Source organism: Pseudomonas glycinis, assembly GCF_054871425.1.
Genome location: NZ_JBTYHF010000004.1, coordinates 171,737 through 190,411, shown reverse-complemented (window position 1 = coordinate 190,411; position 18,675 = coordinate 171,737). Strand labels below are relative to the sequence as shown.

Sequence of the window (18,675 nt, the reverse complement as noted above, 5' to 3'; positions counted from 1 at the left end):
GCTGCGAAGCAGTCGTAAAACCTGTGTATGCGGACATTCAGTTGAACCGCAGTGATGGTTTTGGGGCCGCTGCGCAGCCCAACGGGGATAAAGCCCCTCGCCACAGAAAGCTCTTGAGCATTTAAAAGAGGCCCCCATGAACAACGCTCTGAACCAGCTCCAGCCGTACCCGTTCGAAAAGCTCCGCGCCCTGCTCGGCAGCGTTACGCCGAACCCGGACAAACGCCCGATCGCCCTGTCGATCGGCGAGCCGAAACACCGTTCGCCGAGTTTTGTCGCCGAAGCGCTGGCGAACAATCTGGATCAGATGGCGGTGTACCCGACCACCCTCGGCATCCCGGCCCTGCGCGAAGCCATCGCCGGCTGGTGCGAGCGTCGTTTTGGCGTGCCGAACGGCTGGATCGATCCGGCGCGCAATGTGCTACCGGTCAACGGCACCCGTGAAGCGCTGTTCGCCTTCACCCAGACCGTGGTCAACCGTGGCGACGATGCGCTGGTGGTCAGCCCGAACCCGTTCTATCAGATCTACGAAGGCGCGGCGTTTCTCGCCGGGGCCAAGCCGCATTACCTGCCATGCCTGGATGAAAACGGCTTCAACCCGGACTTCGACGCAGTAGCGCCGCAGATCTGGCAGCGCTGCCAGATTCTGTTCCTGTGCTCGCCGGGCAATCCGACCGGCGCGCTGATTCCGGTCGAGACCCTGAAGAAACTGATCGCCCTGGCTGATCAGTACGACTTCGTCATTGCCGCCGACGAGTGCTACAGCGAACTGTACTTCGACGAGCAAACTCCACCGCCGGGCCTGCTCAGCGCCTGCGTCGAACTGGGCCGCAATGACTTCAAGCGCTGCGTGGTCTTTCACAGCCTGTCCAAGCGCTCCAACCTTCCGGGCTTGCGCTCAGGCTTTGTTGCCGGCGATGCCGACATCCTCAAGGGCTTCCTGCTCTATCGCACTTACCATGGCTGCGCGATGCCGGTACAGACTCAACTGGCCAGCGTTGCCGCGTGGAATGACGAAGTGCATGTGCGCGCCAACCGTGCGCTGTATCGCGAGAAGTTCGATGCGGTGCTGAACATCCTCAGCCCGGTCATGGACGTACAGCGCCCGGACGGCAGCTTCTATCTGTGGCCGAATGTGCAGGGCGATGATGCGGCGTTCTGCCGCGATCTGTTCGAGCAGGAGCATGTGACCGTGGTGCCGGGCTCGTACCTGTCTCGCGATGTCGATGGCGTCAATCCGGGGGCGGGCCGCGTGCGCATGGCGCTGGTTGCGCCGTTGGCTGAATGTGTCGAGGCCGCCGAAAGAATACGCGCATTCGTAACTCGCCAACAGTAACTTTCAGGAGTCCGCATCAGGCCACCTGATGCGGACTAAAAAAAGAAACGCTACCTTACAACCCCCTCCTTTACTCCTCAATACACTAACTAATAACCTACCCCCCGCAATAACCAACTTACAAACTACAAGTTTTTAACCACTAACTTGCATTCAACCTTGGATAAAAACCTCAAAGGAATTGACCATGTACAAAACCAGACCCTGTCTGAATCTTGAAATAGAAGATCCAGTTGCCAGCTTTCGAGCGGCCATCAATGAAAACTCGAAAAATATTTCGTACACCAACAACTCAGGCCTGACCTCCCGGACCATGGCACTCAATGCAAAGTGTTGGCACCCGAGCCGCCATCTGACCATTTCGTTTATGGACAACCCACCCGCCTCGCTGAAAGAAGCGATAAAGAGCCATATATGGGAATGGGCGGACTATGTCAGCCTCACCTTTAGCTTCATCGATAGTAAAGACGGCGTAATCCGAATTACAACCGACACTACTCAAAACGCTTCGCAAATTGGCACCGACGCACTAACAGTCGCGGCAGGAAAACCCACGATGTTCATATACGCGCGACCGGGAGATGCGGATTTTCGCACGGTAGTAATACACGAGTTCGGTCATGCGCTCGGTTTTCATCATGAGCATCTGCACCCTGATGCTAACATTCCCTGGAATAGACCGAAGGTCTATCAGGAATATGCGGAAAAATGGGGAATGGATAAGCAAAGCGTGGACCTGAACATTTTTACACCGATAGACGAGGCGATCACCGTCACCCCATACGACCCGACTTCAATCATGCATTATCCTGTCGAGAAGGAACTAACCGATGGGAAGTTTGAGATACCGATGAACACGGAAATAAGTTGGCAGGACAAACGCATCTGCGCACATTTCTATCCGATCGAAATTCCTGACGGCGGCTCTTGCGAATCCCCTTGAATCGCCATCAGGAATCATCTCGTGCTACGACTTGACCTGCCCCAGATTGGCCTCGCTCAAATCCAGTTCCCCGAGCACTTCTCTCAACACGTCATCACCGATCTGGTGCTGACGACTGAGGCTGTAGAGTTCCAGACGCTGGGCGCGCAGTGCTTTCAAGCGCAAACGCCGTTCAAGCAGATCCATCTGGAATGCTAGCGCTTGGGCTTCGGCGGAATCATTGAACACATCAAGTTGATGGCGATATTCGGACATGATCCGCGCCTTGAGCTCCGCTGCCAGCGCCGCTTGAGCGGCATCCTGTGGGACCACTTCTTCGCTTTCCAGCGAGTGAATCGCCGCTTCGGCAGTCTTGCGCCAAGCGTCGCGCACTTCCTGGCGACGCTTGTCGTCAGGACTTTTGTCGATGCCGCGCAGCAGCAAGGGCAGCGCGATACAGGCCGAGACCAGCGACAGCAGAATCACCCCGGCTGCAATGAAGATCAATAAGTCGCGTTCAGGAAAAGCCTCGGCGCCGATCAGCATCGGCACCGACATCACGCCTGCCAGCGTCACCGCCCCGCGCACACCGCCCACCGTCAGCAACCAGCATGAACGCGCCGTCGGCACTTGCGTCAGCTCGCCCTTGCCGCGCACTCGGCGCAGCAACACCGACAAGCGCCAGATGCTTTGCACCCAGATGAACCGCAGCAGCACCAGCGCGACGAAAATCGCCAATACATCGAGGCAGCGATAGAACAACGTCGGCCACAGCGTCGGCTCATGACTGACCACCGCCTTGATGATGTCTGGCAATTGCAGGCCGAGCAGCAGGAAGATCAAGCCATTGAACGCAAATTCGAGCAGCGCCCAAACGCTGCGGTTGAGCAGTCGCGTGCTGGTCTGGCGCGGCAGCAGGTCGAGCCAGCTTTGCATCATCCCCGCCGCCACAGCCGAAAGAATGCCCGAAGCGCCCAGACGTTCAGCCAGTACGTAAGCGGCGAACGGCAGCAGCAACATGAACACCACGTGAGTGGCCGGATCGTCCCAGCCGCGGGCGATCATCCACGCGCGCAGGCGCCCGACCAGCCAGCTCAACGCTACACCCACAGCCAGGCCACCGAGCGCCACCGCGACGAAGGTCAGACTGGCATTGGTCAACGAAAACACGCCCGTGACCGCTGCAGCGAGGGCGAACTTGAAGGTCACCAGGCCTGAGGCGTCATTCATCAGCGCCTCGCCCTGAAGGATGTGCATCAGCGGCGTGGGGAGACGGTTCTGCGAAATCGCTGAAACCGCCACGGCGTCCGTTGGCGATAAAACCGCTGCCAGGGCAAAGGCCACTGGCAGCGGAATCGTTGGCAACAGCCAATGAATGAAATAACCGGCACCGACCACGGTGAACAGAACAAGGCCGACCGCCAGGGTCAGGATCGGTCCACGCAATTGCCAGAAGGCGCGTTTGGGCATGCGCCAGCCATCGGAAAACAACAACGGCGGCAGGAACAGAAACAGGAACAATTCGGGATCGAGGGCGACGTGCAGGCCAAGCGTCGGCCAGGCGAGCAAGGCACCGGCAGCAATTTGCACCAGCGGCAACGGCAGCGGGATGACCCGCCCGACCAGTCGCGAGACGCTGACCAGCATCAGCAGGATCAGGACGGTGTAAGCAGTTTGCATAAAACCAGAATCTCAGGCGATCGACAGCGTTGAACTGCCATATTAGCGCCTTAGGCTGTGGCTGACCGTTGCACCTATGTCGCACGGCCAGACGCCGGACTAAATGTGGGAGCGAGCTTGCTCGCGAATGCGGTGTGTCATTCAGCACAGAAATTGACTGACAGGCCCCCTTCGCGAGCAAGCTCGCTCCCACAGGTTTTACAGCGTTACGACAACCGTGGCCGACGAAACTGTCCGGTCATGGCATAATCCGTCACCATTTTTTTCCAGCACCTGTAAAGGGGGCGATTCCTTGGCCGTTTCAAGTAAAACGTTGCACCTTTTCGGCATCAAAGCCTGCGACACCATGAAAAAGGCGCGCACCTGGCTCGATGAACACGCTGTCAGCTATGACTTTCACGATTACAAGACCGCCGGCATTGACCGTGAGCACCTGACCCAATGGTGCGACGAGCACGGCTGGCAAACCGTGTTGAACCGCGCCGGCACGACCTTTCGCAAACTCGACGACGAACGCAAAGCCGATCTCGACCAAGCGAAAGCCATCGAACTGATGCTCGCACAGCCCTCGATGATCAAGCGCCCGGTGCTCGATCTCGGTGACCGAACCCTGATTGGCTTCAAGCCAGATATCTACGCGGCCGCTCTGAAGTAAGCAGCCCGTCACTCTTTGTAGAGGTATTCACATGTCCAATTCCCTGTTCAGCATCGCCTTTGGTGTCGGCACCCAGAACCGTCAAGGCGCATGGCTGGAAGTGTTCTACGCCCAGCCACTGCTCAACCCTTCGGCCGAACTGGTCGCGGCTGTTGCGCCGATCCTCGGTTACACCGAAGGCAACCAGGCCATCACCTTCACCACCGCCCAGGCTGCGCAACTGGCTGAAGCCGTGAAAGGCATCGACGCCGTGCAAGGCAAGCTGCTGACCCGCCTGGCCGAAAGCCACAAGCCGCTGGTCGCCACGCTGCTGGCCGAAGACGCGCAACTGACCTCCACGCCTGAGGCCTACCTCAAGCTGCATCTGCTCTCGCACCGTCTGGTCAAGCCGCACGGCGTGAGCCTGGCCGGTATCTTCCCGCTGCTGCCGAACGTGGCGTGGACCAGCCAGGGCGCGATCGACCTGAGCGAACTGGCAGAAATGCAACTCGAAGCACGCCTGCGCGGCGAGCTGCTGGAAGTGTTCTCGGTGGACAAGTTCCCGAAAATGACCGACTACGTGGTACCGGCCGGCGTGCGTATCGCTGATGCTGCACGTCTGCGTCTGGGCGCCTATGTCGGCGAAGGCACCACCGTGATGCACGAAGGTTTCATCAACTTCAACGCTGGCACCGAAGGCCCGGGCATGATCGAAGGCCGCGTTTCCGCTGGCGTCTTCGTCGGCAAGGGTTCGGACCTGGGCGGCGGTTGCTCGACCATGGGCACCCTGTCGGGCGGTGGCAACATCGTGATCAAGGTCGGCGAAGGCTGCCTGATCGGCGCCAACGCCGGTATCGGCATTCCGTTGGGCGACCGCAACACTGTGGAATCGGGCCTGTACGTCACCGCCGGCACCAAGGTTGCGCTGCTGGACGAGCACAACAATCTGGTCAAGGTTGTGAAGGCGCGTGAGCTGGCGGGTCAGACTGATCTGCTGTTCCGTCGCAATTCGGAAACCGGTGCTGTGGAGTGCAAGACCCACAAATCGGCGATCGAACTGAACGAAGCGCTGCACGCTCACAACTAAGCGCTGTAGGCCTGTGGGAGCGAGTCTGCTCGCGAAGCTTTTGGCGTCCTCAAGGACGCTTTCGCGTGCAGGCTCGCTCCCGCAAGGTTTGGCATACATCCCGCCCAATTTCACAGGGCTGAACTCATGATGATCCCCTCCCCCTGGCGCGCCGATTTCCCGGCCATCGCCGCGCTGCAACGGCAAGACCAGACCTATCTGGACAGCGCCGCCACCACGCAAAAACCCCAGGCCCTGCTCGACGCACTGACGCATTACTACGCTAACGGCGCGGCCAATGTGCATCGTGCGCAACACCTGCCCGGTGCCCACGCGACGCAAGCGTTCGAAGACAGTCGGCGCAAGGTTGGCCAATGGCTGAATGCCGGTGACAGCGGGCAAATCATCTTCACCCACGGCGCCACCAGCGCGCTGAATCTGCTGGCTTATGGTCTGGAGCCTCTGTTTCAGCCGGGCGATGAGATTGTCATCAGCGCTCTGGAGCATCACGCCAACCTGCTGCCGTGGCAGCAACTGGCGCAACGCCGCCAGCTGAAACTGGTGATCCTGCCGCTGGATGCCGACGGCCTGATCGACCTCGGCGCTGCCGTACACCTGATCGGCCCGCGCACGCGTTTGTTGGCGGTCAGCCAGTTGTCCAATGTGCTCGGCGCCTGGCAGCCACTGACCGCTTTGCTGGGCATGGCCAAGGCGCAGAACGCGCTGACCGTGGTCGATGGTGCGCAAGGTGTGGTGCACGGTCGGCATGACGTTCAGGCGCTGGGTTGCGACTTCTATGTGTTTTCCAGCCACAAGCTCTACGGCCCCGATGGCCTCGGCGTGCTGTTCGGGCGCAACGCTGCGCTGGAGCAATTGCAGCATTGGCAGTTCGGCGGCGAGATGGTGCTCGACGCCAACTATCAGGATTCGCGCTTCCGCCCGGCGCCGTTGGGGTTCGAGGCAGGCACACCGCCGATCGCGAGTGTCATCGGCCTCGGAGCGACCCTCGACTACTTGGCCGGTTTGGATCAGGACGCCGTATCTGCCCATGAAGCGGCACTGCACGACTATCTGCTGCGCGGCCTCGCCGCACGCAACGGCATTCGCCTGCTCGGCAAGCCGCAACTGGCGCTGGCCAGTTTTGTCGTCGAAGGCGTGCACAACGCTGATCTGGCGCATCTGCTTACCGAACAAGGCATCGCCGTGCGTGCGGGGCATCACTGCGCCATGCCGCTGATGAAAAGCTTCGAACTGGCCGGCGCGATCCGCGTGTCGCTGGCGCTGTATAACGACTCGGAAGATCTGGAGCGCTTTTTCGAGGCGCTGGATCAGGCGCTGGAGATGTTGCGATGAGCCTGCCGGTGGAAGCGGCCGAAGCGCTGCAGACGTTTCAGACTGCGGCGGGCTGGGAACAACGGGCGCGGTTGTTGATGCAGTTTGGCGATCGCTTGCCGGCGCTGGATGACGCGCAAAAGTGCGAGGCCAACCGGGTGCATGGCTGTGAGAGTCAGGTGTGGCTGGTCGGGGAGTTGCGCGACGGACACTGGCAGTTCAAGGCGAGCAGCGATGCGCGGATGATTCGCGGGTTGGTGGCGTTGCTGCTGTTGCGGGTCAACGGCTTGTCGGCGGCTGATATAAAGCAAATCGATTTGCCGGATTGGTTTAATCAGCTCGGCCTGTCCCGCCAGCTATCGCCATCGCGCAGCAATGGCCTGAATGCGGTGCTCCAGCGGATGAATGAGTTGGCGCGCTAATCGCCTTCGCGAGCAGGCTCGCTCCCACAATGGAAATGCATTTCCCTGTGGGAGCGAGCCTGCTCGCGAAGAGGCCCTCATTGATACCTTCAGGCTTGAGGCTTGACCCGGTCCGCCGGGCGCCGAACACCAGCGACAATCTTGTCCACAGCCTTGGTCGCCGCGACCATGCCAAATGTCGCGGTAACCATCATCACCGCGCCAAACCCGCCGGCGCAGTCGAGCTTCACGCCGTCGCCGACAAAACTCTTCTGCAGGCAAATGCTGCCGTCCGGTTTCGGGTAGCGCAGCTGTTCGGTGGAAAACACACACGGCACGCTGTAGTGGCGGGTCACGGTGCGGGAAAAGCCGTAGTCACGACGCAAGGTCGAGCGTACTTTCGAAGCCAGCGGATCATTGAAGGTGCGGTTCAGGTCGCAGACCTGAATCAGCGTCGGGTCGATCTGCCCGCCCGCGCCGCCGGTGGTGATGATCTGGATCTTGCGGCGTTTGCACCAGGCGATCAGCGCCGCTTTGGCATTGACCGCATCGATGCAGTCGATCACACAGTCGATGTTCGGCGTGATGTACTCGGCCATGGTGTCGCGGGTAACGAAATCGGCAACGGCGTGCACCGTGCAATCGGGGTTGATTCCGCGCAGACGCTCGGCCATCACCTCGACCTTGGGTTTGCCGACGGTGCTGTCCAAGGCGTGCAACTGGCGGTTGGCATTGCTGACGCAGACGTCGTCGAGGTCAAACAGCGAAATCTCGCCGACCCCGCACCGGGCCATGGCTTCCGCCGCCCAGGAACCGACGCCACCGACGCCGACGATCGCCACATGGGCGGCGCGCAAGCGTTCAAGGCCTTCGATGCCATACAAACGGGCGATGCCTGCAAACCGCGGATCTTCTGTACTCATGACCATTACCCCAAAAACCGGCGCGCATTATAGGGCTACGCAGCGACAAGTTTTAAGCTGCAAGCGACAAGTGTAAGAACTTAAGTCAGAGACGGCTGCCCAACGTCAGGCATTTTCCCGTCAGTTGTACGACTGGTTAACCGCCGGTGTAGGATGCGCGCCCCTCGGGCGTCTATCCGACCGATCCTTCGTTCCACAGCCTTTGGAACCCGAAACAGCTATGTCATCGCGTAAATTTGGACTCAACCTGGTGGTGGTGCTGGCCATCGCTGCCTTGTTCACCGGTTTCTGGGCGCTGGTCAATCGCCCGGTCACTGCACCGAACTGGCCGCAGCAAATCTCCGGCTTCTCGTATTCGCCATTCCAGCAGGGGCAATTTCCACAGAAGGATCAGTATCCGTCTGACGACGAAATGCGCCGTGACCTGGAAATCATGAGCAAGCTGACCGACAACATCCGTATCTATTCGGTCGACGGTTCGCTGGGAGACATCCCGAAACTGGCTGAAGAATTCGGCCTGCGCGTCACCCTCGGCATCTGGATCAGCCCGGACCAGGAACGCAACGAACGGGAAATCACCAAAGCCATCGAACTGGCCAACACCTCCAGAAGCGTCGTGCGCGTGGTGGTCGGCAACGAGGCGCTGTTTCGTGAAGAAATCACCCCGGAAGCGCTGATCGTTCTGCTGGATCGGGTGCGCGCTGCGGTCAAAGTACCGGTGACCACCTCTGAGCAATGGCATATCTGGGAGAAATACCCGCAACTGGCCAAACACGTTGACCTGATCGCCGCCCACGTCCTGCCCTACTGGGAATTCATTCCGGTGGACAAGGCCGGCCAGTTCGTCTTCGACCGCGCCCGCGATCTGAAAAAACTCTTTCCGAAAAAACCGCTGCTGCTCTCCGAGGTCGGCTGGCCGAGCAATGGTCGCATGCGCGGTGGCGCCGATGCCTCGCCGGCAGATCAGGCGATTTACCTGCGCACACTGGTCAACAAGCTCAATCGCCAAGGCTTCAACTACTTCGTGATCGAAGCGTTCGACCAGCCGTGGAAGGCCAGCGATGAAGGTTCGGTCGGCGCCTACTGGGGCGTGTTCAACGCCGCGCGCCAGCAGAAATTCAATTTCGAAGGCCCGGTGGTGGCGATTCCGCAATGGCGCGTGCTGGCCATCGGCTCGGTGGTGCTGGCGCTGCTGTCGCTGACCCTGCTCATGATCGACGGCTCGGCGCTGCGCCAGCGTGGTCGCACGTTCCTGACATTTATCGCGTTCCTCTGCGGTTCGGTGCTGGTGTACATCGGTTACGACTACAGCCAGCAATACAGCACGTGGTTCAGCCTCACGGTCGGATTCCTCTTGGCGCTCGGTGCGCTCGGGGTATTCATCGTCCTGCTCACCGAGGCCCATGAACTGGCCGAAGCGGTGTGGATTCACAAGCGCCGTCGGGAATTCCTGCCGGTGCTGGGCGATTCTGATTACCGGCCGAAAGTGTCGATCCACGTGCCCTGCTACAACGAGCCGCCAGAGATGGTCAAACAGACCCTCGACGCCCTCGCCGCACTTGATTATCCGGACTTCGAAGTCCTGATCATCGACAACAACACCAAGGACCCGGCCGTCTGGGAACCGGTGCGCGATTACTGCGCAACCCTCGGCCCGCGCTTCAAGTTCTTCCACGTTTCACCGCTGGCCGGTTTCAAGGGCGGCGCGCTGAATTACCTGATTCCGCACACCGCCAAGGATGCCGAGGTCATTGCGGTGATCGACTCCGATTACTGCGTGCACCCGAACTGGCTCAAGCACATGGTGCCGCACTTCGCCGACCCGAAAATCGCCGTGGTGCAGTCGCCGCAGGATTATCGCGACCAGAACGAAAGCACCTTCAAGAAGCTCTGCTACGCCGAATACAAGGGCTTCTTCCACATCGGCATGGTCACCCGCAACGACCGTGACGCGATCATTCAGCACGGCACCATGACCATGACCCGCCGTTCCGTGCTGGAGGAATTGGGCTGGGCTGACTGGTGCATCTGTGAAGACGCCGAACTCGGCCTGCGCGTGTTTGAGAAAGGCCTGTCGGCGGCGTATTACCACGACAGCTACGGCAAGGGCCTGATGCCGGATACTTTCATCGACTTCAAGAAACAGCGTTTCCGCTGGGCCTATGGCGCGATTCAGATCATCAAGCGCCACACCCGCAGCCTGCTGCGCGGCAAGGACACCGAACTGACTCGCGGTCAGCGTTATCACTTCCTCGCCGGCTGGCTGCCGTGGGTCGCCGATGGCATGAACATCTTCTTCACCGTTGGCGCGCTGTTGTGGTCGGCGGCGATGATCATCGTGCCGCAACGGGTCGATCCGCCGCTGCTGATTTTCGCAATCCCGCCACTGGCGCTGTTCGTGTTCAAGGTCGGCAAGATCATCTTCCTCTACCGCCGCGCCGTCGGTGTGAATCTGAAAGATGCGTTCTGCGCGGCGCTGGCCGGGCTGGCGTTGTCGCACACCATCGCCAAAGCGGTGCTGTACGGTTTCTTCACCAGCAGCATTCCGTTCTTCCGCACGCCGAAAAACGCTGACAACCACGGTTTCTGGGTGGCGATCAGCGAGGCTCGCGAGGAGCTGTTCATCATGCTGTTGCTGTGGGGCGCGGCGCTGGGGATCTTCCTGGTGCAGGGCATTCCGAGCAATGACATGCGCTTCTGGGTGACCATGCTGCTGGTGCAGTCGTTGCCATACCTGGCGGCGCTGATCATGGCCTTCCTGTCGTCGCTGCCCAAACCTGCGGCCAAGGCTGAGCCGGCACCGGTCGTCTAAATCCGCAACGCAGCACTAAACGGCGGCCAATGGTCGCCGTTTTGCTTTAAGATAACCGCCATTTTGCGGGGCTTGGCGTGATAACCGGTCTGACTGACCACCCCTGTCCCTTGTGGGAGCGAGCCTGCTCGCGAAGGCGTTGTAACATTCAACCTTTAAGGTGCCTGGTAGACCGCTTTCGCGAGCAGGCTCGCTCCCACATTAGAAGCCCAAGCTCATACCCCATGATCCCGGAGTTTTCCATGACGGCCCACGCCGACCTATCGCCGACCCTTCAACTGGCCATCGACCTGATCCGCCGTCCTTCCGTGACCCCGGTCGATGCCGACTGCCAGAAGCAGATGATGCAGCGCCTGGGCGATGCCGGTTTCACCCTGGAGCCGATGCGCATCGAAGATGTGGATAACTTCTGGGCCACTCACGGCAACAACGACGGCCCGGTGCTGTGCTTCGCCGGCCACACCGACGTGGTGCCGACCGGTCCGGTTACCGCATGGCAGATCGATCCGTTCAATGCCGTGATCGACGAACATGGCATGCTCTGCGGCCGTGGCGCGGCAGACATGAAAGGCAGCCTGGCATCGATGACAGTCGCCGCTGAACGTTTCGTCGCCGACTATCCGAACCATAAAGGCAAGGTCGCTTTCCTCATCACCAGCGATGAAGAAGGCCCGGCGCATCACGGCACCAAGGCCGTGGTCGAGCGTCTGGTCGCGCGCAACGAGCGCATGGACTGGTGCATCGTTGGCGAACCGTCGAGCACCACCCTGGTCGGCGATGTGGTGAAAAACGGCCGTCGCGGCTCCCTCGGCGCCAAGCTCACGGTCAAAGGCGTGCAGGGCCACGTGGCCTACCCACATCTGGCGAAGAACCCGATCCACCTCGCCGCTCCGGCGCTGGCAGAGCTGGCCGCCGAGCACTGGGACCACGGTAACGACTTCTTCCCGCCGACCAGTTTCCAGATTTCCAACCTCAATTCCGGCACCGGCGCGACCAACGTGATCCCGGGTGATCTGGTGGCGGTGTTCAACTTCCGTTTCTCCACCGAATCGACCGTCGAAGGCCTGCAGAAACGCGTGGCCGATATTCTCGACAAGCACGATCTGGACTGGCACATCGACTGGGCACTGTCCGGCCTGCCGTTCCTCACCGAACCGGGCGCGCTGCTCGACGCGGTATCGTCGAGCATCAAGGACATCACCGGTCGCGAAACCAAGGCGTCGACCAGCGGCGGCACCTCTGATGGCCGCTTCATCGCGACCATGGGCACGCAAGTGGTTGAACTGGGCCCGGTCAACGCGACCATCCACCAAGTCAACGAGCGCGTGCTGGCGGCGGATCTCGATGTGCTGACGGAAATCTATTACCAGACCCTGATCAAGTTGCTCGCCTGATGCTCGCCTGCCCGATCTGCAGTGAGCCGCTCAATGCGGTGGACAACGGCGTGGTCTGCCCCGCCGGGCATCGGTTTGACCGTGCGCGTCAGGGTTATTTGAACCTGTTGCCGGTGCAGCACAAGAACAGCCGCGACCCGGGCGACAATCAAGCGATGGTCGAGGCGCGGCGTGATTTCCTCAACGCCGGGCACTACGCGCCAGTCGCCAGGCGTCTGGCTGAACTGGCGGCGAGTTATGCGCCGGAGCGCTGGGTCGACATCGGTTGTGGCGAGGGTTACTACACCGCGCAAATCGCCGAAGCTTTGCCGAACGCTGATGGCTACGCGCTGGACATCTCCCGCGAAGCGGTCAAACGCGCCTGCAAACGCAACCCGGCAATCACCTGGTTGATCGCCAGCATGGCCCGCGTGCCGTTGGCTTCGGGCAGTTGCCAGTTTCTCGCCAGCGTCTTCAGTCCGTTGGACTGGGAGGAAGCCAAGCGTCTGCTCAGCGTCGGCGGCGGGCTGATGAAAGTCGGCCCGACCCGTGGCCATCTGATGGAATTGCGCGAACGCCTGTACGACGAAGTGCGCGAGTACACCGACGACAAGCACCTGGCCCTGGTGCCGGAAGGCATGGCGCTGGCGCACAGCGAAACCCTGGAATTCAAGCTGACCCTGGACAAGCCCGAGGACCGCGCCAACCTGTTGGCGATGACGCCTCACGGCTGGCGTGCCAGTGCCGAGCGTCGTGCGGCGGTGATCGAACAGGCCGAACCGTTCGAGACCACCGTGTCGATGCGCTACGATTATTTCGTTCTTCAATAACTTTTGGTCTCGGGCACAGACCCGGGGCCGGCTAAATCCGCGAATGGATTTTTCAGACCCGCAGTGAGGACATCCATGCGCCAACCGGACATCGAGATTTACCTGAAAGACGCCGACCACAAGGCCATCGCCGCCTGGCTCGGCCAAGCGCTGGGCCCGTGCAGCGACTGGGTGCAGAAAGGCCAGACGTACAAGTGCAAGGCCGGCAATGTGCCGGTGACCTGGCTGCCGAAAGCCGTGGGCAAGTGGAACAGCCTGTTCCTGGAAAGCGACCAGACCCCCTGGGACGACGACATCGCCTGCGCCCGCGCAGCCTTCGCGGCACTGAACGTCGAGGTGCGCTGCGCACCGGGGACGTGGGTCGAAGAAGAAGGTGAAGAAACCGCCGATCGCTGGATTCGCATCAGCGCAGACGGAGAAGAAGAGATCACCTGGAAAACCGCTTAACCGGGGCAACGTAGAGCCCATGTGGGAGCGAGCCTGCTCGCGAATGCGCAGTGTCAGTCGATATGAATGGTGACTGATACAGCGCATTCGCGAGCAGGCTCGCTCCCACAGTGGTTTTTAGCGCTCTAGAAGTTTGTGTTACAGGCCTACAACGTCCTCCGCCTGCAACCCCTTCTCGCCGGTGATCACCGCGTACTCAACCTGTTGACCTTCGGTCAGCGAGCGGTGCCCTTCGCCGCGTATCGCGCGGTAGTGCACGAACACGTCCACGCCGTCGTCGCGCTGGATAAAGCCATAGCCTTTGGCGTCGTTGAACCACTTCACGTTGCCGGTTTCGCGTGTTGCCATCTGTTCATACTCCTTTTTTATTATTGAACGGGCTTTTCGCAGGAAAGCCTTCGAGGAACGTCAGCCTGCGTCCGACGTCCATAACAGGGCACCGGCAACAGAGCGCCGAGTATATGACAGGTGAAGAAACTCTCAACAGGAGATTACTTCGGCGCTTTTTTGCCGATTTTCAGCGAATCCGTCACACTATCGACCGCCCGAGCGCCTGCTCGGTTTTATTCACTCACGCAGAAGCCGTATGACCCGTTCCCCGTTCCGCCGTCTTGTGTTTGGCACCCTGCGCCGCCTGTTGTATCTCTGGGTTCGCTCCGAGACCATCAATCAGTCGTCGTTCACTCTTAACCTCGACCGCAGTCGTCCGGTGTTCTACGTCCTGCAAAACCCTTCGCTGACCGATCTGGCGGTGGTCGACACCGAGTGCACCAAGGCCGGCCTGCCCCGCCCGGTGCTGGCGGTGTCGGTCGGTACGCTGATCGAACCTGCGGCGTTTTTTTATCTGACACCGGACCCGGACTGGCTCGGCCGCCAGGACAAACGCGGTGCGCCGCCGACTCTCACCCGTCTGGTCAGCGCGCTGACACAGAATGCTGCCGAAGACGCGCAGATCATTCCGGTCAGCGTGTTCTGGGGCCAGTCGCCAGACAGCGAAAACAGCCCGTGGAAACTGTTGTTCGCCGACAGCTGGGCAGTCACCGGCCGTCTGCGCCGGCTGCTGAGCATCATCGTCCTCGGGCGTAAAACCCGCGTGCAGTTCTCCGCGCCGATTCACCTGCGCGAACTGATCGATCACAACAAGGGCCACGAGCGCACCGTGCGCATGGCCCAGCGCATCCTGCGCGTGCACTTCCGCAATCTGAAAGCAGCGGTGATCGGCCCGGACATTTCCCACCGGCGCAATCTGGTCAAAGGCCTGCTCAACCAGCCGCTGGTCAAACAGGCGATCCTCGACGAAGCCGAGCGCGAGAAAATCTCCCCGGAGAAAGCCAAGGCCCAGGCCCTGCGCTACGGCAACGAGATCGCCTCGGACTACACCTACACGGCGATCCGTTTTCTCGAAGTGGTGCTGAGCTGGTTCTGGAACAAGATCTACGACGGCATCAAGGTCAACCACATCGAGGGCGTGCAGAACGTTGCGCAGGGTCACGAAGTGATCTACGTGCCGTGCCATCGCAGCCACATCGATTACCTGCTGCTTTCCTATCTGCTGTTCCGCAACGGCCTGACCCCGCCGCACATTGCTGCCGGGATCAACCTCAACATGCCAGTGATCGGCAGCCTGCTGCGTCGCGGCGGTGCGTTCTTCATGCGCCGCACCTTCAAGGGCAATCCGCTGTATACCTCGGTGTTCAACGAATACCTGCACACGCTGTTCACCAAAGGTTTCCCGGTCGAGTATTTCGTCGAGGGCGGGCGCTCGCGCACCGGGCGCATGCTGCAACCGAAAACCGGCATGCTCGCAATCACCCTGCGCAGCTTCCTGCGTTCGTCGCGGATGCCGATCGTTTTCGTGCCGGTGTACATCGGTTACGAGCGCGTGCTCGAAGGTCGCACCTACCTCGGCGAACTGCGCGGGGCGAGCAAGAAGAAAGAGTCGATCTTCGACATTTTCAAAGTCATCGGCGCGCTCAAGCAGCGCTTCGGTCAGGTCGCGGTCAACTTCGGTGAGCCGATCAAACTGGCCGAATTCCTCGACGCCGAGCAACCGGACTGGCGCCAGCAGGAGCTCGGCCCGCAGTTCAAACCGGCGTGGCTCAACGAAACCACCAACCGCCTCGGCGAGAAAGTCGCCCGGCACCTCAACGAAGCGGCGGCGATCAATCCGGTGAATCTGGTAGCGCTGGCCCTGCTGTCGACCACGCGCCTGGCGCTGGACGATCGGGCCATGGCGCGGGTGCTGGATCTGTATCTGGCGCTTCTGCGCAAAGTCCCGTATTCGCCACACACCACCTTGCCGGAAGGCGATGGCCGGGCGCTGATCGAGCATGTGAAAGACATGGATCTGCTCGCCGAGCAGAACGATGCGCTCGGCAAGATTCTTTATCTGGACGAGCAGAACGCGGTCCTGATGACTTACTACCGCAACAACGTCCTGCACATTTTCGCTCTGCCGTCGTTGCTGGCGAGTTTCTTCCAGAGCACCTCGCGCATGAGCCGCGAGCAGATCCTGCGCTACACCCGCGCGCTGTATCCGTACCTGCAATCGGAGCTGTTCATCCGCTGGAGTCTGGACGAACTAGATGCAGTGATCGACCAGTGGCTGGAAGCCTTCGTCGAGCAGGGCCTGCTGCGTTTCGAGAAGGACGTTTACCTGCGCCCGGCGCCGAGTTCGCGGCATTTCGTGCTGCTGACTCTGCTGTCGAAAAGCATCGCGCAGACCTTGCAGCGCTTCTACATGACCGTGTCCCTGCTGCTCAACAGCGGCCAGAACAGCATCAGCGCCGAAGAGCTGGAAGACCTCTGCACGGTCATGGCCCAGCGTCTGTCGATCCTCCATGGCCTGAACGCCCCAGAGTTTTTCGACAAGAGCCTGTTCCGCCACTTCATCCAGACCCTGCTCGACCTCGACGTCCTGCGCCGCGACGAAGCCGGCAAGCTCAGCTACCACGAACTGCTCGGCGAGCTGGCCGAAGGCGCGGCCAAGCGCGTGTTGCCGGCGGAGATTCGCCTGTCGATCCGCCAGGTCGCGCTGCACCGCAGTGAAGATGCGGCGGATCAGATCACGCCACAGCCTGAGGCTTGAAGCCTTACCCCTGTGGGAGCGAGCCTGCTCGCGAAAACGGAATGTCAGTCGACATTTAGTTTGACTGACCCAGCGCTTTCGCGAGCAGGCTCGCTCCCACATTGAAAGGAGATTCACCCATGAAAAAACTGCTGACCCTCGCCGCCGCCACCCTGCTCAGCGCCTGCCAATCAACCACCCCCGCCGGCAAGGCCAGCCTCGACGGCGAAGTCTTCTACCTGCAACGCATCGCCCTGCCCCCGAGCGCGACCCTGAGCGTCAGCCTGCAGGACGTGTCGCTGGCCGATGCGCCGGCCGTGGTCCTCGCCGAACAGAACGGCCCGATCAAAGGCCAGGTGCCGCTGCCATTCCATTTGAGCTACGATCCGGCGCAGGTCAAATCCGGCCACCGTTACTCGGTCAGCGCGCGCATTGAAGTCAACGGCGAGCTGATGTTCATCACCACCGAAAACCACGCCGTGCAACTCGACGGCAACGACCCGCAGCCGCTGAAAATCCGCGTCGACGCCGTTCGTTAATCCATTTTTCGCCACAAGGAAGCCGCCATGCGCCGCCCTACCCTTCGCTTCGCCGCCGCCTGCGCCGGTCTGCTGATCTCCGCCAACGCCTTGGCCTTGTCGCTCAACGACCTGTCGCAACAAGACGCCACCGGCGGCCTCAAGGACGCCCTGACCCAAGGCGCCCAGATCGCCGTGAAACAGCTCGGCACCCCGGGCGGCTTCAGCAATAACCCCGAAGTGAAAATCGAACTGCCGGGCAAACTCGGCAAAGCCGCGAGCAAGATGAAAGCCTTCGGCATGGGCGCCCAGGTCGAAGAACTGGAAACCGCGATGAACAAAGCCGCCGAATCCGCCGTGACCCAGGCCCAGCCAATCCTCGTCGATGCAGTGAAGAAAATGAGCGTGGCCGACGCCAAAGGCATCCTCAGCGGCGGCAACGATTCGGCGACCCAATACCTGAACAAATCCAGCCGCGAACAGATCCGCGCGAAATTCCTGCCCATCGTCAAGCAAGCCACCGACAAGGTCGGCGTCGCGCAGAAGTACAACGCCTTTGCAGGTCAAGCTGCGGCTTTCGGTGTCGTCGACGCCAAGAGCGCCAACGTTGAAATCTACGTCACCGAACAGGCACTCAATGGTTTGTTCGAGATGATCGGCAAGCAGGAAGAAACAATTCGTCAGAACCCGGCCGCTGCGGCGACGAGTCTGGCGAAGAAGGTGTTTGGTACGTTGTAATTTCCGAACCACAAAAAAAGCCCGCTCAACTTCCTCGGTTCAGCGGTTTTTTTTGCGCATCCGCTTTGTGGATCGACCGGACCGAGGACACGATTCACCGCAGTTCAGCAAGGGAAATCCTCTGCCGATGCGCAGTCATAGCGGGAAGTCGAGCTGATTACCAGAGCAACGTCGGCTTGAGATACCGAGTCAGTATCCGCAAAAGAAACAGATCAAAAGCCCCTCACCCTAGCCCTCTCCCGGAGGGAGAGGGGACTGACCGAGGTGTTCAGGCGAAATACGCCGACTTGCGATACCGAGTCGAATGCAGATTTTGGAACGCCAAAAATCGGCTCCCTCTCCCTCGGGAGAGGGCTGGGGTGAGGGGCAGCAACAACACAAATCAAAAGCCGAACACCCACGCTTTTCACCACTCAATGGCCGAGTGTCAGCTCGCCTGCTCTTGATCTTGATCCACCGGCGACGTCGGAAGGCTGAGTGGAGGGACTGATCCGGGCGTGGGAGCGCAGCGACCGTCTGGCGCAGCCAGACACAGCGGAAGGAGGTGCAGCGAAGCAAACCGGAGCCGCTGCGCCCGGATCAGTCCCGGAGCGAAG

16 protein-coding genes are annotated in these 18,675 nt (G+C 60.6%); 13 read left to right on the top strand and 3 right to left on the bottom strand.

The features are described from left to right. The first annotated feature begins 136 nt into the window (after positions 1-136). Positions 137-1,336: a succinyldiaminopimelate transaminase gene (dapC, locus tag ACYSTU_RS11275; protein ID WP_498998445.1), complete on the top strand. Its 1,200-nt coding sequence runs from the start codon at positions 137-139 to the stop codon at positions 1,334-1,336. 187 nt (positions 1,337-1,523) lie between these two features. Further along, positions 1,524-2,279 (top strand): M12 family metallopeptidase, encoded by a 756-nt coding sequence (locus tag ACYSTU_RS11270; RefSeq protein ID WP_125917998.1) that lies wholly within the window; start codon positions 1,524-1,526, stop codon positions 2,277-2,279. A 24-nt stretch (positions 2,280-2,303) separates the two neighbouring features. Here ACYSTU_RS11270 and ACYSTU_RS11265 read toward each other — a convergent pair whose 3' ends face one another. Next, the gene (locus ACYSTU_RS11265) at positions 2,304-3,938 is read right to left on the bottom strand and encodes a Na+/H+ antiporter (protein WP_130927475.1); all 1,635 of its coding nucleotides are present in this window, start codon (positions 3,936-3,938) and stop codon (positions 2,304-2,306) included. A 292-nt stretch (positions 3,939-4,230) separates the two neighbouring features. Between ACYSTU_RS11265 and ACYSTU_RS11260 the strand changes: the two genes are divergently transcribed. The 4 genes from ACYSTU_RS11260 to ACYSTU_RS11245 all read left to right on the top strand — a co-directional run bounded on the left by ACYSTU_RS11260 (position 4,231) and on the right by ACYSTU_RS11245 (position 7,392). Further along, a complete protein-coding gene (locus ACYSTU_RS11260) occupies positions 4,231-4,593 on the top strand; it encodes an ArsC family reductase (RefSeq protein ID WP_038860603.1) in 363 nt (120 codons plus the stop codon). Between the two features lie 31 nt (positions 4,594-4,624). Continuing rightward, positions 4,625-5,659, top strand: coding sequence for a 2,3,4,5-tetrahydropyridine-2,6-dicarboxylate N-succinyltransferase (gene dapD / locus ACYSTU_RS11255; RefSeq protein ID WP_003222105.1), 1,035 nt, complete (start codon positions 4,625-4,627; stop codon positions 5,657-5,659). Between the two features lie 126 nt (positions 5,660-5,785). Beyond that, the gene (locus ACYSTU_RS11250; protein ID WP_122610705.1) at positions 5,786-6,991 is read left to right on the top strand and encodes an aminotransferase class V-fold PLP-dependent enzyme; all 1,206 of its coding nucleotides are present in this window, start codon (positions 5,786-5,788) and stop codon (positions 6,989-6,991) included. Beyond that, complete coding sequence (locus ACYSTU_RS11245; protein WP_071174534.1) at positions 6,988-7,392, top strand: SufE family protein; 405 nt, start codon at positions 6,988-6,990, stop codon at positions 7,390-7,392. Before ACYSTU_RS11250 ends, ACYSTU_RS11245 begins: the two co-directional genes overlap by 4 nt. Positions 7,393-7,481: 89 nt before the next feature. On the opposite strand, the gene tcdA is transcribed toward ACYSTU_RS11245, so the two are convergent. Next, entirely contained in the window at positions 7,482-8,300 is an 819-nt protein-coding gene (tcdA, locus tag ACYSTU_RS11240; protein ID WP_039762445.1) for a tRNA cyclic N6-threonylcarbamoyladenosine(37) synthase TcdA, read from the bottom strand. Between the two features lie 214 nt (positions 8,301-8,514). On the opposite strand from tcdA, the gene ACYSTU_RS11235 reads away from it, so the two are divergent. From ACYSTU_RS11235 to ACYSTU_RS11220, 4 genes are all read left to right on the top strand, one after another. Next, positions 8,515-11,106 carry a glycosyltransferase gene (locus ACYSTU_RS11235; RefSeq protein ID WP_110645889.1) on the top strand — a complete coding sequence of 864 codons (2,592 nt, stop codon included), beginning with the start codon at positions 8,515-8,517 and terminating at the stop codon, positions 11,104-11,106. Between the two features lie 242 nt (positions 11,107-11,348). Beyond that, on the top strand, positions 11,349-12,500 hold the full coding sequence (dapE, locus tag ACYSTU_RS11230) for a succinyl-diaminopimelate desuccinylase (protein ID WP_263217761.1): 1,152 nt from the start codon (positions 11,349-11,351) through the stop codon (positions 12,498-12,500). Beyond that, on the top strand, positions 12,500-13,309 hold the full coding sequence (locus ACYSTU_RS11225) for a putative RNA methyltransferase (RefSeq protein ID WP_122505676.1): 810 nt from the start codon (positions 12,500-12,502) through the stop codon (positions 13,307-13,309). Before dapE ends, ACYSTU_RS11225 begins: the two co-directional genes overlap by 1 nt. Before the next feature lie 75 nt (positions 13,310-13,384). Continuing rightward, positions 13,385-13,756: a hypothetical protein gene (locus ACYSTU_RS11220; RefSeq protein ID WP_498998430.1), complete on the top strand. Its 372-nt coding sequence runs from the start codon at positions 13,385-13,387 to the stop codon at positions 13,754-13,756. A gap of 138 nt (positions 13,757-13,894) precedes the next feature. On the opposite strand, the gene ACYSTU_RS11215 is transcribed toward ACYSTU_RS11220, so the two are convergent. Then, positions 13,895-14,104 carry a cold-shock protein gene (locus ACYSTU_RS11215; protein WP_016771489.1) on the bottom strand — a complete coding sequence of 70 codons (210 nt, stop codon included), beginning with the start codon at positions 14,102-14,104 and terminating at the stop codon, positions 13,895-13,897. Between the two features lie 238 nt (positions 14,105-14,342). On the opposite strand from ACYSTU_RS11215, the gene plsB reads away from it, so the two are divergent. From plsB to ACYSTU_RS11200, 3 genes are all read left to right on the top strand, one after another. Next, complete coding sequence (gene plsB / locus ACYSTU_RS11210; RefSeq protein WP_252877516.1) at positions 14,343-16,844, top strand: glycerol-3-phosphate 1-O-acyltransferase PlsB; 2,502 nt, start codon at positions 14,343-14,345, stop codon at positions 16,842-16,844. Positions 16,845-16,963: 119 nt separating this feature from the next. Further along, positions 16,964-17,362 (top strand): YbaY family lipoprotein, encoded by a 399-nt coding sequence (locus ACYSTU_RS11205; protein ID WP_122505673.1) that lies wholly within the window; start codon positions 16,964-16,966, stop codon positions 17,360-17,362. A 27-nt stretch (positions 17,363-17,389) separates the two neighbouring features. After that, positions 17,390-18,079: a DUF4197 domain-containing protein gene (locus tag ACYSTU_RS11200; protein ID WP_498998419.1), complete on the top strand. Its 690-nt coding sequence runs from the start codon at positions 17,390-17,392 to the stop codon at positions 18,077-18,079. The last annotated feature ends 596 nt before the right edge of the window (positions 18,080-18,675 follow it).

Coding starts and splice junctions, on each gene's coding strand:
- dapC (WP_498998445.1), top strand. CDS start 137: ATGAACAACGCTCTGAACCAGCTCCAGCCGTACCCGTTCGAAAAGCTC.
- ACYSTU_RS11270 (WP_125917998.1), top strand. CDS start 1,524: ATGTACAAAACCAGACCCTGTCTGAATCTTGAAATAGAAGATCCAGTT.
- ACYSTU_RS11265 (WP_130927475.1), bottom strand. CDS start 3,938: ATGCAAACTGCTTACACCGTCCTGATCCTGCTGATGCTGGTCAGCGTC.
- dapD (WP_003222105.1), top strand. CDS start 4,625: ATGTCCAATTCCCTGTTCAGCATCGCCTTTGGTGTCGGCACCCAGAAC.
- ACYSTU_RS11250 (WP_122610705.1), top strand. CDS start 5,786: ATGATGATCCCCTCCCCCTGGCGCGCCGATTTCCCGGCCATCGCCGCG.
- ACYSTU_RS11245 (WP_071174534.1), top strand. CDS start 6,988: ATGAGCCTGCCGGTGGAAGCGGCCGAAGCGCTGCAGACGTTTCAGACT.
- tcdA (WP_039762445.1), bottom strand. CDS start 8,300: ATGGTCATGAGTACAGAAGATCCGCGGTTTGCAGGCATCGCCCGTTTG.
- ACYSTU_RS11235 (WP_110645889.1), top strand. CDS start 8,515: ATGTCATCGCGTAAATTTGGACTCAACCTGGTGGTGGTGCTGGCCATC.
- dapE (WP_263217761.1), top strand. CDS start 11,349: ATGACGGCCCACGCCGACCTATCGCCGACCCTTCAACTGGCCATCGAC.
- ACYSTU_RS11225 (WP_122505676.1), top strand. CDS start 12,500: ATGCTCGCCTGCCCGATCTGCAGTGAGCCGCTCAATGCGGTGGACAAC.
- ACYSTU_RS11220 (WP_498998430.1), top strand. CDS start 13,385: ATGCGCCAACCGGACATCGAGATTTACCTGAAAGACGCCGACCACAAG.
- ACYSTU_RS11215 (WP_016771489.1), bottom strand. CDS start 14,104: ATGGCAACACGCGAAACCGGCAACGTGAAGTGGTTCAACGACGCCAAA.
- plsB (WP_252877516.1), top strand. CDS start 14,343: ATGACCCGTTCCCCGTTCCGCCGTCTTGTGTTTGGCACCCTGCGCCGC.
- ACYSTU_RS11205 (WP_122505673.1), top strand. CDS start 16,964: ATGAAAAAACTGCTGACCCTCGCCGCCGCCACCCTGCTCAGCGCCTGC.
- ACYSTU_RS11200 (WP_498998419.1), top strand. CDS start 17,390: ATGCGCCGCCCTACCCTTCGCTTCGCCGCCGCCTGCGCCGGTCTGCTG.